Source organism: Streptomyces sp. NBC_00988, from assembly GCF_045162645.1.
Taxonomy (GTDB): domain Bacteria; phylum Actinomycetota; class Actinomycetes; order Streptomycetales; family Streptomycetaceae; genus Streptomyces.
In genome coordinates this window covers 5108400-5122193 of record NZ_CP108730.1, presented here as the reverse complement: position 1 = coordinate 5122193, position 13794 = coordinate 5108400, and the positions used below count along the sequence as shown (strand labels likewise).

The 13794-nt window shown below is 66.1% G+C and carries 10 protein-coding genes and 2 pseudogenes; 5 read left to right on the top strand and 7 right to left on the bottom strand.

Going from position 1 to position 13794, the window contains the following annotated elements:
• Window positions 1–205: 205 nt before the first annotated feature.
• The gene (locus tag OG496_RS23270; protein WP_405972270.1) at window positions 206–808 is read left to right on the top strand and encodes a nitroreductase family protein; all 603 of its coding nucleotides are present in this window, start codon (window positions 206–208) and stop codon (window positions 806–808) included.
• Between the two features lie 93 nt (window positions 809–901).
• Here OG496_RS23270 and OG496_RS23265 read toward each other — a convergent pair whose 3' ends face one another.
• Together OG496_RS23265 and OG496_RS23260 are read right to left on the bottom strand one after the other, a co-directional pair.
• Window positions 902–1105 (bottom strand): DUF397 domain-containing protein, encoded by a 204-nt coding sequence (locus tag OG496_RS23265; protein WP_405972269.1) that lies wholly within the window; start codon window positions 1103–1105, stop codon window positions 902–904.
• Complete coding sequence (locus OG496_RS23260; protein WP_405972268.1) at window positions 1105–1950, bottom strand: helix-turn-helix domain-containing protein; 846 nt, start codon at window positions 1948–1950, stop codon at window positions 1105–1107. Before OG496_RS23260 ends, OG496_RS23265 begins: the two co-directional genes overlap by 1 nt.
• A 203-nt stretch (window positions 1951–2153) precedes the next feature.
• Between OG496_RS23260 and OG496_RS23255 the strand changes: the two genes are divergently transcribed.
• Complete coding sequence (locus tag OG496_RS23255; protein ID WP_405972267.1) at window positions 2154–2750, top strand: ATP-binding protein; 597 nt, start codon at window positions 2154–2156, stop codon at window positions 2748–2750.
• Between the two features lie 10 nt (window positions 2751–2760).
• Here the strand turns inward: OG496_RS23255 and OG496_RS23250 are convergent.
• Window positions 2761–5643 (bottom strand): annotated as a pseudogene (locus tag OG496_RS23250) (DUF3427 domain-containing protein); the annotation flags it as partial.
• Window positions 5644–5765: 122 nt separating this feature from the next.
• On the opposite strand from OG496_RS23250, the gene OG496_RS23245 reads away from it, so the two are divergent.
• Window positions 5766–7142 carry an IS1380 family transposase gene (locus OG496_RS23245; protein WP_405971750.1) on the top strand — a complete coding sequence of 459 codons (1377 nt, stop codon included), beginning with the start codon at window positions 5766–5768 and terminating at the stop codon, window positions 7140–7142.
• Between the two features lie 139 nt (window positions 7143–7281).
• Here the strand turns inward: OG496_RS23245 and OG496_RS23240 are convergent.
• A pseudogene (locus OG496_RS23240) lies at window positions 7282–7623 on the bottom strand (hypothetical protein); the annotation flags it as partial.
• A 121-nt stretch (window positions 7624–7744) separates the two neighbouring features.
• Between OG496_RS23240 and OG496_RS23235 the strand changes: the two are divergent.
• The gene (locus OG496_RS23235; protein ID WP_405972266.1) at window positions 7745–8749 is read left to right on the top strand and encodes a YDG/SRA domain-containing protein; all 1005 of its coding nucleotides are present in this window, start codon (window positions 7745–7747) and stop codon (window positions 8747–8749) included.
• 66 nt (window positions 8750–8815) lie between these two features.
• Here OG496_RS23235 and OG496_RS23230 read toward each other — a convergent pair whose 3' ends face one another.
• The 3 genes from OG496_RS23230 to OG496_RS23220 all read right to left on the bottom strand — a co-directional run bounded on the left by OG496_RS23230 (window position 8816) and on the right by OG496_RS23220 (window position 12771).
• Window positions 8816–9877: an SEC-C domain-containing protein gene (locus tag OG496_RS23230; protein WP_405972265.1), complete on the bottom strand. Its 1062-nt coding sequence runs from the start codon at window positions 9875–9877 to the stop codon at window positions 8816–8818.
• A gap of 153 nt (window positions 9878–10030) precedes the next feature.
• A complete protein-coding gene (locus OG496_RS23225; RefSeq protein ID WP_405976688.1) occupies window positions 10031–11254 on the bottom strand; it encodes an MFS transporter in 1224 nt (407 codons plus the stop codon).
• Between the two features lie 41 nt (window positions 11255–11295).
• Entirely contained in the window at window positions 11296–12771 is a 1476-nt protein-coding gene (locus OG496_RS23220; RefSeq protein WP_405972264.1) for a beta-1,6-galactanase, read from the bottom strand.
• A 216-nt stretch (window positions 12772–12987) separates the two neighbouring features.
• Between OG496_RS23220 and OG496_RS23215 the strand changes: the two genes are divergently transcribed.
• On the top strand, window positions 12988–13764 hold the full coding sequence (locus tag OG496_RS23215; protein ID WP_405972263.1) for a class E sortase: 777 nt from the start codon (window positions 12988–12990) through the stop codon (window positions 13762–13764).
• Window positions 13765–13794: the final 30 nt, after the last annotated feature.

The following is a 13794-nucleotide window of genomic DNA, read 5'->3' as shown; positions in this document are numbered from 1 at the left end:
CTTGTTGCCCTGATGTTTTTGAGGGCGCCGAGGCATCGGCTCTGCATGTGGGCGCCAGGACATCAGGTCATGGGGCCGGTCCAACGGTTCGGCCAGTGCGTCAGCGGGACGCCGTGATCCCTCGATGCAGGACTGGATGACCGAGGTGAAACCAGCCGAGCAACAGCCCCCAATGAACGATGAGTTGGTGGCAGGATCTGCCGGCATGGAATTCTCCGAAGTGGTCCGTCGACGACGCATGATCCGTCACTACTCCGACAAGCCCCTGACCCCGGAGGTGACCGAGCGAATCCTGGCCTCCGCCCTACGAGCCCCCTCGGCCGGCTTCTCCCAGGGCTGGGCGTTCCTGGCCTTGACCGACCCGGCAGACCGCGCCCGCTTCTGGCCGTTCGTCCCCACCCGGGTCGAGAACACCCCGACCATGCAGGACGCCCCGCTGGTCGTAGTACCCCTGGCCCACAAGGCGGCTTACCTGGCGCGCTACGCCGAACCCGACAAGGGCTGGGAGGACCGCGCCGAGGCACGCTGGCCCGCGCCGTACTGGTACATCGACACGGGGATGGCCTCCCTGCTGATGCTCCTGACCGCGGTCGACGAGGGGCTCGGCGCCTGCTTCTTCGGGATCATGCCGGAGCATCTGAAGCCGTTCCGGGCGGAGTTCGGGGTGCCGGAGGAGTACGACCCGATCGGTGGGATCACGGTGGGGTACCGGGCTGAGGATGTTCCTGAGCAGAGTGGTCGGGTCGCGGAGCGGCGGCGGGGCGTGGAGGACGTCGTTCATCGGGGGCAGTGGGGGCGGCACGCCTGAGTGGGAGTTGGTCGAGGGGCTGGAAGCGTTGCGTTGGCCCGAGCCAGGACTACCGGTCGGTTGGTGTCTCCGACTGGTTTGACGTCAGGTCCCTCAGGGCTGCGAAATCCGCCTGTCCTGCAAGGCGTTCGTGAATGCACGCCAAGCTTGTCTCCGGATAGTGAGCGAAGAACCGCCCTGGTTCTTCGAGTCCCGTATCAGAGCCCCATCTTGCGTACGCGCGCACTCGACACACTCCGTCCCACTACCCCCGCTGTACGAGGACTTGAACCACTGGTGCGTCGAGGGCGCCGACATCAGGACTCCTTGCTTATGCGGTGGACGATGTCCGTGGAGGACTCAAGATCGAGTGCCTGTGCGCTGAGGTACTCGAACGCCAACCTATAACGCGCCAGTTCCTGCGGCTTCTCCATGAAGAGGCCACCGCTGAGCAGGTCTACGTACGCCACGTCCAGGTCCGGAGTCGGGCCTCGCAGGATGGCGAAGCTGCCAACTGCCGCTGCGTGTGCGCCCTTTGAGAAGGGGAGTACTTGAACGGTGACGTGCGGGCGCTCGGCCAGGGCGAGTAGGTGCCCGAGTTGTTCTCGCATGACCTCGCGGCCTCCGACCTGGCGACGGAGCGCCGCCTCATCGATCACGCACCAGATGCGCGGTGGGTCGTCGCGGTCAAGGAGTTCCTGACGCTTCATGCGGATGTCGACCATGTGCTGCACTTCGCGCTCCGGGCACTGCACCTCCGAGGCTCGGTGAACTGCCTCGGCGTAGGCGCGAGTTTGGAGTAGTCCAGGGATGTACATGCACGCGTAGTGGTCTTCGCGTACGACCTCGTCCTCAAGCGTGAGCATGAGGTTCATGGATTCAGGGATGGGGTCGGCGAGCGATCGCCACCAGCCTTGGATCTTCGCGCCCTTGGCCAGTTCGACGAGGGCGAGACGTTCTGCGTCAGAGGCTCCGTATTCGCGGCAAAGGGCGTCAACGGCCGGCCACTTGACCGTTCCCTCCTTCGTCTCGTAGCGACTCAGTGTTGCCTTTGAGATGCCGACTCGTGCACCTGCTTCCTCCAGCGTTAAGCCTTTGGCTTCGCGGAGTCGGCGCAGGTCGGCGCCCAGCTGGCGCCTTCGTGTGGTGGGTCCAACTGGCATGCTTCCAGCCCTTCATGTCGATCCATCAGATCGTGCGGGTTGTTCGAGTCTGGCGGCAAGACAGTGCGCGCCGGGGGCGCGCGATGTTGATGTGCGCTCCTTCTCGCACAAAATGAGAGTTCCATTTTGAGAGTTCCAGTGCAACCCTTGGTGTGAAGGTAGTTACGCATCGCAACCTGCCGTGCAGGTGGAGGGGTTGGGGCATGGACTGCACTACGTGCACGCCGAGGACGGCGTGGGAACTCCCGTTTCTGGCCGAGCCTGAGGAAGTGGCTGCTCTACGGCGGGTGTTACGGATCCATCTGAGGATCTGGGGCCTGCATGAACTGACCAGCGCGGTCCAACTCTGTGTCAGCGAGCTCGTCTCCAACGTGATCACTCACGTGGGTCCAGGTACCCCGACCACCCTCGCTGTCTCGATGAACGGCACCCGCCTGCGCATCGAAGTCCATGACCCCGACACGCGTGCCCTACCCACGCTCGTGGACGCTACCGATGATGCTGAAGCAGGGCGGGGTATGGCTCTCGTGACGGCTACCACTGCCCGCTGGGGTGTTCAGCTCCTCGCCGATCGAAAGGTGACGTGGTGCGAGTTCGCCACTGGTCTGCACCCGCCCGACGGGCACAGCAGTAGCAGCCGTCGAGCAAGCCGGCTGGAGGCGGCAACCACGGAGGCGGCGGCTATCGATGCCATCTCCGATCTTCTGCACTGGCTTCGGGTGCACGGACATGACCCGGAGGAAGCCCTGGACCGAGCTCAGATGCGTTTCGAGGCTGAACTCGGTCTCGTGGGCGACTAGTTGGGCAGCGTTACCCGGCAGCAATCGCGGAGTACGTCCAAACATCCGCGGGGAGCGTGTGCTTCAACTTCCACTTGATCGCCATCGGCTTGCTCCCGGTGGAGCCGTCGAACTCGGCAGGGCCGAGCAGCATCCATGGTTGGGCGCCCCCGATATCCGTGCTTTTGTAGCGGCGCACGAAGAGGAGGACGTGGCTGCCTTCGGCTACGTGGTTCTGGTAGCGCAGACCGGTGGGAGACGTTGCCGACGTCTGGTTCTGGGACTCCCAGTGGAAGAGGGTCTCGCTCAACGCGTAGTCGTGGTAACGAGTTTGAGGGGAGAAGTCCTTCTCGTCCTTCTCCAGAGTGATGAGGAGCGCGTCGGTCTTGATCGACTCACACCACTTCACGCCCTCGCGGAAGTCGCCCGGCATGAAGCCACCAATGGAGGACTGGCCAAGGGCAGGGAGGATTTCTTCGCGGCTGTACGAAGCATGCACGGTCAGTGGAATGCCGCTCTGTCCGCGCACGCCCAGAAGCGGGATCGGGACGTGTTCCGTGTGGGCGAGGTTGTAGTCCAGCATCTGGCGCAGCTCACTGCGAACTACGTGCTGCTCAAACAGAGTTGTGAATCCGGCGTCGTAGTCCGCGAAGCCCTTGCGAGTGGCGCCGCCAAGCGGCCACAGCTGGAAGAACAGCATGCGGGCGTAGGCCTGACCCTGCTCGTCGAGTTCGCCGTAGGCGGGAGCGTCGTCCGTCAGCATCCGCGTGTATGCGGCTACCCGTAGCGGGTCGTCTACGTGGAGAAAGGCGGACACGCGCTTGAGGAGGGCGGCTTCACCTTCCGGCGGCTCACCCTGTAGAAGTCCGGAGCGGCGCAGCAGGCCTGTCCAGGAGTTGCCGTTGCCTCGGTAGAGCTCCTTCAGCTCGCGACCGCTTTCGTGCAGGTACCGGCTCAGCCTCGGCTCGGCGTAGTCGGCGACCTCACGTGCCAGCGCCGTGACGTTGACGCCGATCTGGTCCTTGATGTTGGCGATGATGGTTTTCTTCGCCTTCTCCTCAAGGATGATCTGGCAGCCGGACGGCAGCTGCGGGAAGTCATGCTCGATGTTGTCCAGAAGCCGCTTGCGGGTGAGGTTCGTGAGCGCGCGGAACTGGTTCTCGAAGCGGAACTCCTTGCGGTGCTGCCCAATGAAGTCCAGCACGGTCAGCACGGCCTTGTCTTCGGTGCGGCGAAGGCCGCGGCCGAGCTGCTGAAGGAAGACGGTGGCGCTGGAGGTAGGGCGCAGAAGAAGCAACGTATCCACGTCAGGGATGTCGAGCCCTTCGTTGAAGAGGTCGACCGAGAAGATCACCTGCACTGCACCCGACCTGAGGTCTGCCAGGGACTGCGCGCGCTCTTGGCTGGATGACTCCCCGGACAGGGCAACGGCGTTGAGGCCGGCCGTTCGGAAGGACTCGGCCATGAAGTGCGCGTGTGCAACCGAGACACAGAAACCCAGCGCCCGCATGGTCCCAGGGTCGGTGACCTTGTCCCTTACAGCCTTCACGACCAGCCGCGCTCGTGCCACGTTCCCCGTCAGCACGTTGCTCAAAGCGCCCGCGTCATACGCCCCACGCTTCCACTCCACCGTGCTCAAGTCGGTGGTGTCGGTGATTCCGAAGTAGTGGAAAGGGCTGAGGAGTTCGTTCTCAAGTGCTTCCCAGAGCCGCATCTCGGCGGCGATACGACCGTCGAAGAACTCGTCCTGGATGTTCTTGCCGTCCATGCGCTCGGGCGTCGCAGTGAGCCCGAGCAACTCGACCGGCTGGAAATGGTCCAGGATCTTCCGGTACGTCGGTGAGGTCCCGTGGTGGAACTCGTCGATCACGATCACGTCGAAGTGATCACGGGCGAGACGGTCGAGCGTTCGTGCGTTCAGCGACTGGACGCTGGCGAACACATGCGTCCAGCGCTCCGGGATCTCACCGCTGTGAAGTGACTCTCCGAAGTTCGCGTCCATCAAGACGTCTTGGTAGGTCCGCAGGGACTGCTGCAGGATCTCCTTGCGGTGCGCGACGAACAGCAGCCGCAAGTCGCGGCCGTGCTTCTTCCGCAGCTGTCTGTAGTCGAGTGCAGCCATCACCGTCTTGCCGGTGCCTGTCGCCGCGACCAGCAGATTCCGGTGTACGCCATGCACGTCCCGCTCGACGTCCAGCCGCTCCAACATGTCGCGTTGATGCGGATACGGTCGTACCTCAAGGCCGGACAGAGTAATCCCGCGGTCTTTAGCGGCTGTTGAAGAGGTGCCTCCCGCGATGGCCAAGGCTTCCTGGAGTCGTTCTCCATCGGCGTCGGGGTCGTACGTTTCGAAGGACAGATCGTTCCAGTACGCCTCGAAGGTCGCCTCGAACTTACGCAAGACGTCTGGCGTGGCGATCGAGGACAGCCGGACGTTCCACTCCAAGCCGTCGAGGAGGGCGGCCTTGGAGAGGTTGGAACTGCCGACGTACGCAGTGTCGTAGCCGCTCTTGCGACGGAACAGCCATGCCTTCGCGTGCAGTCGCGTCGATCGGGTCTCGTAGTTGACCTTGACCTCGGCGTTGAACTCCCGCACCAACCGGTCCAGCGCGCGCCGTTCGGTGGCGCCGATGTAGGTCGTCGTGATGACACGTATCGGCACGCCACGGTTGTGGGCCGCTTGAAGGGACTGCTCGATGATGCGCAGCCCGTGCCACTTCACGAAGGCGCAGAGCAGGTCGACGTGGTCGGCGGTGGCGAGCTCGGCGCGTAGTTCGAAGCCGAGGCTTGGGTCCTCGGGTGCGTTGGTGATGAGGGCGGTGTCGGAGAGAGGGATGCCGGGGCGCACGGCGAAGACGCCGGGTGCCTCCTGCCGTGTCAGCGCGAGGAGTTGACGAGGGCCGTCAGCCACTAGCCTCGCGCTTTCATGAAGCGGGTTGTCCGGCAGGCGGTCAGGAAAGCAGAAAGTGCCTCTGACCAGCAAGAATGAGGATTGTCTAGGTCCTTGTTCCTGCCACCGTCGGAGGCACTTCCCAGGTGAAGCACTCTATCGGGTCCTATCCCCGCGTCCGTGTTCAGGACGATGGCCGCCAGGTCGTCTCCCAGGCCGGGGCGGTCCTGCTCGTCGAAACGGTCCGCAAGACCGGTCTTGACCAGGCCATATCCCAGGCTCTGGCTCCGTGGCGCAAACCGCGGGCCGTCCACGATCCCGGCAAGGCCCTCCTGGACGTCGCCTTGGCGGTCGCACTGGGCGGGGACTGCCTCGCGGACGTCGCGATGCTGCGGTGTGAGCCGGCCGTCTTCGGCCCGGTCGCCTCCGACCCCACCATCTCCCGACTGATCGACACCCTCGCCGCCTCCGGCGCGAAGGCCCTGCAGGCCATCCGCTCCGCACGCTCCGAAGTCCGCCATCGTGCCTGGTCGTTGGCGGGCAAGAACGCCCCGGACGCCGACGGACAGGTCACCGTCGACCTCGACGGCGTCCTCGTGATCGCCCACTCCGACAAGGAAGAGGCGGCCGCGACGTGGAAAAAGACCTACGGCCACCACCCCCTGACGGCCTTCGTCGACCACGGCCCGGGCGGAACCGGAGAGCCCGTCGCCGCCCTCCTCAGGCCCGGGAACGCCGGCTCCAACACGGCCGCCGACCACATCACCACCGCCCAACTCGCCCTGGCCCAGCTGCCCAAGCACTACCGGCGAGGGTGCCAGACCCTGATCCGCACCGACTCCGCGGGCGGCACCCACGACTTCGTCGCCTGGCTCGCGAAACGAGGCCGATGGCTGTCCTACTCGGTCGGCATGACGGTCACCGAAGCGATCCACGAACACGTGCTGAAGATCCCCGCCTCAGCCTGGACCCCGGCCGTCGAGACCAACGGAGAGGCCCGTGACGGGGCCTGGGTCGCCGAGCTCACCGGCAAGCTCCTGGACGGCTGGCCCAAGGGCATGCGGCTGATCGTCCGAAAGGAACGGCCCCATCCCGGCGCCCAGTTGAGAATCACGGACGCGGACGGCATGCGAATCACATGCTTCGCGACCAACACCCCTGACCGGCCGATCGCCGCCCTTGAACTCCGTCACCGGCTGCGGGCCCGGGCCGAGGACCGCATCAGGGCCGCCCGGGCCACCGGCCTTCGCAACCTACCCCTGCACCGGGCAGCCCAGAACAAGATCTGGCTCGAGATCGTCCAGATCGCCCTCGACCTGCTGGCCTGGATGCCCATGCTCGCTCTCACCGGCAAGGCCCGGCTCTGGGAACCCCGCCGTCTGCGATTCCGCCTCTTCTCCGCGGCCGCTCAGCTCGTCACCACTGGCCGACGCAGGATTCTCCGCCTCACCCAGCACTGGCCCTGGACCAGCGAGATCACCGCCGCCCTCCAACGACTCACGCTCCTGCCCACCCCTGGCTGACCAGCAACCTCCAGCGTTCCGACGACAGCACCACCCGATCCCGGGCAGTGGAACCCGGCGCCCACCCGACGCGACAACCGGGCCACCGGCCTGCCCACCACCAGCTCCGGAAAGGGAAAGGGTCCACCAACTCCGTCAGCGGACCCTCACGAAAGATCGAGGCTAGGTCCACCCACTCTTGGGCGCCTTCGAGAGTACTGATGGATTCCAGGATGTGGTTGGCCGCGTGTACCCGCTCCACGCTCGGAAGGCTTTGCAGCACGCGTCGCACGGTCCCAGCGACATGCCGGGCCAGTACATGTGGCACTGACTCCGGCCCCACCGCATCGGTCACGGGATGCCAGCCGAGGCTGCCTAGCTCCTTCAACTGCTGCTCGAAGCGCAGCGTGATGAGCTCTTCGTAGAGGCCTGCTGGGGGCTCCGAAGGCACTCCTGGCTTGGTCACGTCGGCATCCCCCGCTCGCTCTGACAGATGTCCCATGTCTAACAGAGGGCACTGACACCGACACATGAGGCATGGGAGCGGTCGGTTCATAGATCGCAAATGATCAATATCGATTACTGGTTTGACATGGCCGATCGAAGTCGGTCCAGTATGGGCTGTGGAAATCAAACGGGTGTCCGGGAACATCGATGGCGTCGTCGTAGGGGACCTCTTCGGTAGCCGGCTCGACGTACTGGGCGCCAAGCTTCATCAGGCCAACCAGAGGGGCATCTCCCGCCTCAAGGATGAGAAGGATGGCCAGTGGATCGCCGATGCCATCGTTCTCAACGGTGGGTACGTGGATGATGACGATCAGTGGACGTCCATGAGGTACACGGGAGCGTCGAAGGGGAAGGATCGGGACTCCACTACTGGCCGACTTCTGCGTAGTCAGTCGTGGGAGTACGACGACAATGCCGCCCTCAAGCGAAGCTATGAACGCGAGCGCCCGATCCGTGTCATACGTGGCTTTGAGGGCGATAAGCGTTACTCGCCGCCCAAGGGCTATCGATTCGATGGCCTGTTCAGGGTTACGGCCATTCGCACGGCCACTTCTCAGTGGCCTGCTCCCGATGGTTCCAAGATCGATATCTGCCAGTTTGATCTGGAGCGACTGCCTGACTCGGAGCAAGCACTCTCGGCCTTGGGGAGTCGAGTTGCCGAAGCGCTCGAAGCGGTAGAGCAAGTCCTTGAAGAGCCGGGCGAGGAGAGATACCCGGAGGCGCGGACCGTGGAGATTCAGCGCCTCATGCGGAGCGTTGCAACGTCACGTCGCGTCAAGAAGCTGTACGACGGGCAGTGCCAACTCTGTGGCCTTCGCTTGCTCGGGCCGGATGGCGAGCCGCATAGCCAAGGTGCGCACATCAGGCCCTTGGGTAGGCCTCACAACGGACCCGATGTGGAGCCGAACATTCTCTGTGTCTGCCCCAACTGCCATGTCCGGCTGGACGTTGGTGCTGTTGTTGTGGACGAGAACTGGTCGATCATCGTGCGCGCAGCCATCTTCGGAACGCCTATGTTGCCGAAGCTCAAGGCCAAGCGTTCGCATCGAGTGCATCCGGACTACCTGCGCTACCACCGTGAGTGGTGGGAGAAGCAAGAGACCCGCGGCCAGGGATCGTAGAGATTCCTCCCGCCGCACGGCCGCCAAGGAGGTATAGGGCTTGGCGGCCGCGGAGCGCCCGTTGGATCAACGTGGTTGCCCGTGGCACTCCCCATACGCCTCTCCCGACCCACACCAACAAGAAGCCCCCCGCTGCGGCGGCCAAACCACAGCCCGCCCCCGCGCCGCGAGAGTCGTCGCATACTGCGGCAACAAGTCCGCATCCCCCGGCGAAGCCCCCTCGGACGCAGCGAACGCCTCATAAGAAGGCACCGTCCCCGTGACGATCCCAAGGTTCGGCGTCCCGCTAGCCGCAAGCTCCCGCAGCGACCCCTCTATCGTCGCGAGGTGCTCCTCGTGCGAGGGGTACTCCACCGCGAGGGACTCGTACGCCCCCACCAGCTCGGCCAACTCTCCCTCGGGCCAATGCAGTACAGCCACCGGGAACGGCCGCGACAACGCCTCCCGGAACGCGCCCAGCTCCGCTCGCAGCCGGGAGATCTCGGCCTCCAGCTCCGCCGGGTTGTCCGACCCCAGTGACCACACCCGCTTCGGATCATGCAGCTCGTCCAGGGATACCGGCGACGAGGAGGATGAGGGAGACGAGGAGGTCGAGGAGGACGCGTGGGCCGAATGCAACGTGTCCGCCAGCGTGTCCCACTCGTCGTGCGACACGCCCAGCATCCGCCGCACCCGGTGTCGACCGAACAGCAACGGGTGGGTGGAGTAGGGGGGTTCGGAGACATCCGTCAAGAGCAGGGTCACGCCCTCCGTGAACGTCTCCTGCGCCGCCTCCAACTCGTCGTGGGACTCCAGGGACTCCGCGACGATCACCCAGGGGGCGGGGTCGCGGGGAGACGCTGTCCGCACCCCGTCGATGATGGCCCTGGCCTCGGCCTCGTGGCCGTACTCCCAGAGGTTCGAGGCCTTGAGGGCCCGTACCAGATGGGGGGTTTCGAGGGCGTCCGCCGATGACAGCAGGCGGTCGTAGAGCGCGGTGGCGGCGGGGCGGTCGCCGGCCAGTTCCAGGTGGGCCGCGGCCTGGAGGAGCAGGGCTTCGGCGTCCTCGGGGTAGCGGGCGGCGGTCCGTTCGAGGCGGGCCGCTTCGGCGGAGTGGTCGACGTTCTCGGCGGGCGTGTCGGGGCGCATGAACGACACGGTACTGCCGATGCCGACACAGATGGAGGCAAGGGGAGAGATATGCCCAGGTCGGCAGGTGAGAGTGGCGTGGGGGAGCGGTGAGGGGGCCGGCGGGGACCGCCCCGCGGGGAACACCGGGTGGCTTCCCGGTTTCCGCCAGTTTTACGGCCGCATCGTTTCTACGACCCCTGTGCCTCTACGACCTTCACCTCCCGTTTCCCCACCCGTCCCCGTCCCTCTCCCGCCGCCCACAGAACCCCTCGCCGCAACCCCCATGACGCCCAACCCGACCGCCACAATCCCCGCCCCCACGAACAACGGAGCCGCATAACCGAACCCCGCACTGATCACCAGACCCCCCGCCCAAGCCCCCACCGCGTTCCCCACATTCGAAGCCGACACATTCGCGCTCGCCGCCAACGGCACACCCCCTGCCGCGTCCGTCACCCGCGTGATCATCCCCGGCACCGTCGCGAACCCGAACACACCCAGCAGGAACACCAGGATCGCCGAGGCCGGGCGGCTGCTCGCCAGCAGCCCGAACAACGTCAACGTGATCGCCAGGCCCGCCAGGGACACCAGCAGCGTCACGTCCCGGTTGTGGTCCGCACCCCTCCCGCCCGCGATGTTGCCGACGACCAGCCCCGTGCCGTAGACCACCAACAGCCAGGCCACGTCAGTCGTCGAGAAACCCGCGACCCGCGTGAAGGTGTACGCGAGGTAGCTGAACGCGCCGAACATGCCGCCGTAGCCGAGGGCCGTGGCCGTCAGCGTCAGCCATACCTGGGTGGAGCGGAAGGCGTGCAGTTGCGATCGAAGGTCGGCCCTTCCCTCAGTCTCTCCCATCCCTCCCGCCCACGCCGGTACCAGTGCGGCGATGGCGATCAGCGCAACCGCCCCGATCACCGTGATCGCCCAGAACGTCGCCCGCCAGCCCCATCGTTCGCCGACGAGCGCGCCGAACGGGACGCCCAGCACGTTCGCCACCGTCAGGCCGGTGAACATCAACGCCACTGCCCGCGAGGCCCGTTCGGGAGGGACCAGGCGGCGGGCGACGAGGGAGCCGATGCCGAAGAACGTGCCGTGGCAGAGGGCCGCGACGATTCGGCCCAGCAGCATCACCCCGTACGTCGGGGCCAGCGCCGACAGCAGGTTGCCTACGACGAACAGCGCCACCAAGCCCACCAGGACCGGCTTTTGGGGCAGCCCCGCCGTCGCCGCCGTCACCGCTATCGCGCCCACCGCGACCGTCAGCGCGTAGCCGGAGATCAGCCAGCCCGCGGCGGCCGTGGACACGTTCAGGCTCCCGCTCACCTGCGGGAGCAGCCCGGCGATCACGAACTCGGTCAGGCCGATTCCGAAACCGCCGAGCGCCAGGGCGAACAGGCCGAACCGGCCGCCGCCGTAACCGAGTTGGAGGCCCGGGGTCAGATCACCACCCCGTCGATCTGCAGCGTCTGCACCGCCCCCGCCGCGAACGTCGCGCTCACCGTCTTGCCGCTCACGTACGTGTCCGAGTGGGAGGCGTACAGGTCGCCTCCACCACCCGTCACCGTGTTCCAGCGCGGGACCAGACCGCTCGAACCACCCGCCACCGTCGTGAACTTGGACAGGTCGAAGGTCAACTTCGTCGACGACGAGCCTGTGTTGGCGGCGACGATCACCAACCGCTTCGCCGACGCGTCGTAGCCCGCCGCCGCGTAACTCACGCCCGTGTCCAGGATGGTCATGCCGGGGCGGATGTGGCGGCTGAACTGGGCCATCACGTAGTACTTCGTCTGCACCGCGCCGGCCGCGAGCGTGCTCTGGTCGTACGCGATCATCGCCCAGCCGGACGACGGGTCCATGACCTGCCAGTAGGTCCAAGCGGTGGGGTGCAGCCAGCGGAAGTCGTAGAGAAGGTTGCCGGCCATCGTCAGGCCCGTGGAGTCGCTGTCGCCGGTCTCGGAGTTCCAGAGGGCCTTGCCCGACGTCGTCACCACGTCCGTGTAGAGCAGGTCTCTACGGCCGCCCGAGCCCTGGTAGCCGTGGACGTTGACGCGGTTCACGTACCCCTTCGTCGTCGAGCTGAAGGCGCTCCAGGTCGTGCGCGCGAGGTCGTAGCTCGTCTCGTCGGACGCCGAGATCTTCGTGCTCGTCAGGCCGCGGCTGTCCAACTCGCTTCGGACGTAAGGGAGTACGGCCGCCTGGACTGTCGAGTCCATGTGGCAGCCTTCCTGCGTACCCGTCGCCGTCCACCAGCTCGACGAGGGTTCGTTGAAGGCCTCGACCGTCGCGAAGTTCACTCCCCAGTTGTTCTTCGCGTAGAGGGCGACGGACGCGAGGTGGGAGGCGTGCTGGCGGTAGTTCCAGGTCTGGAGGTTGTTGCCGCCGCCGGACGCGCCCGACGGGTTGTGGTTCGAACACATCCACCACATGGGGGAGTTGGCGAAGAGTTCGGTGGTCGCGCCCCGCGAGGTCGCCTTCACCAGCATCGCCCGCTGGGTCGCGTCCGCCGTCCAGTCCCAGGCCGAGGACGTGGGGTCCTCGTTGTTCCAGTCCTGCCAGTAGCCCTCGATCTGCTTGAACGCGGGGATGTTGGCGGAGGCCACCATCGACTCGCCGTTCACCGAGTTCCAGCTGCACGCGCCGAGGTTGTAACGGGCGATGTTCAGGCCCAGGCCCGGCAGCGAAGTGCCGTTGTACGTCGTCGACTTGGTGGTGAAGAAGATGTCGGCGAAGTCGTCCCGGGCGCCGAAGACGTTCGCCCACCAGGCAAGCGAGGTGCCCCAGCCCTCCCACGTGCCGTACGTCGTCGCCGGGTTGACCGCGATCGTCGCGTCGGCCCGTGCGGTGCCGGTCGCCAGGGCGGTGCCGAGGAGCCCACCGCCCGCTGCGGCCAGCAGGGTTCTGCGTCGGATCATCTCTACTCCCGATTCGCTCAACCGCCGGTCGTCCCACCGGCGTCGGCCATCCCCCCGGCTCGTGCCATCAGGAAGCATCGGGTGTGGTGCGTGAGGTTGTCGAGGGTTGTGACACCCCTTTCTAAAACCCGTGTACGAAGGATCGAACAGCCGCCGATACGGCCAACCGGGCCATGAGTCTGGTGAGTTCGGGAACCGGCCCTTATCGTGCGGCCCATGCGGGTTCCCGTCGTGCAGCACCGCAGCCGTCGACGCCGTGCGCTGCGCCGACGCGCCCTGTGGACCGGTGGGGAGTTCCTCGTCACCGCCGGGGTCGTCCTGTTGCTCCTCGTCGTCCACGAGCTGTGGTGGACCAACCGGGAGGCCCGTCAGGGCGCCGAGCATCAAGTACAGGCCCTGGAACGGCAATGGGCGACACCGGGTGCGGTGAGTGGCGACACCCCGTCGGCCAACTCCGGTCTGGCAGGCGGCAGTTCACCGCGCCGGAGCACCTCGGTCGATGGCTCGACCACGGTCCCCGGTTCCGCCGCCACCCCCCACCGCTCCCAGGCCTACGCCATCCTCACCATCCCCCGCCTCCACCTCCGCGTCCCCATCGCGGAAGGCGTCAGCAAGCAGAACGTGCTCAACAAGGGGTACGTCGGCCACTACCCCGGCACCCAACAGCCGGGCCAGGCAGGGAACTTCGCGCTCGCCGGGCACCGCAACACGCACGGCGAGCCGTTCCGGTATCTTCCGCGACTGCGCCTCAAGGACACCGTCCAGGTCGAGACGCGCACGACGGTCTTCACGTACACGGTCGACAAGATCCTGCCGCAGACCTCCGCCGCGGACTCGGGTGTCATCCGGCCCGTCCCGCGCTCGACCGTCAAGCCCGCCTACGGCTACAGCCGACCCGGGTACTACGTCACCCTCACCACCTGCACCCCGGAGTTCACGTCCAGGTACCGCATGGTGGTGTGGGGCACGCTCACCTCCACGCGACTCCGGTGAGACGCCCGCCCCCGGCGGGACGCGAAACCC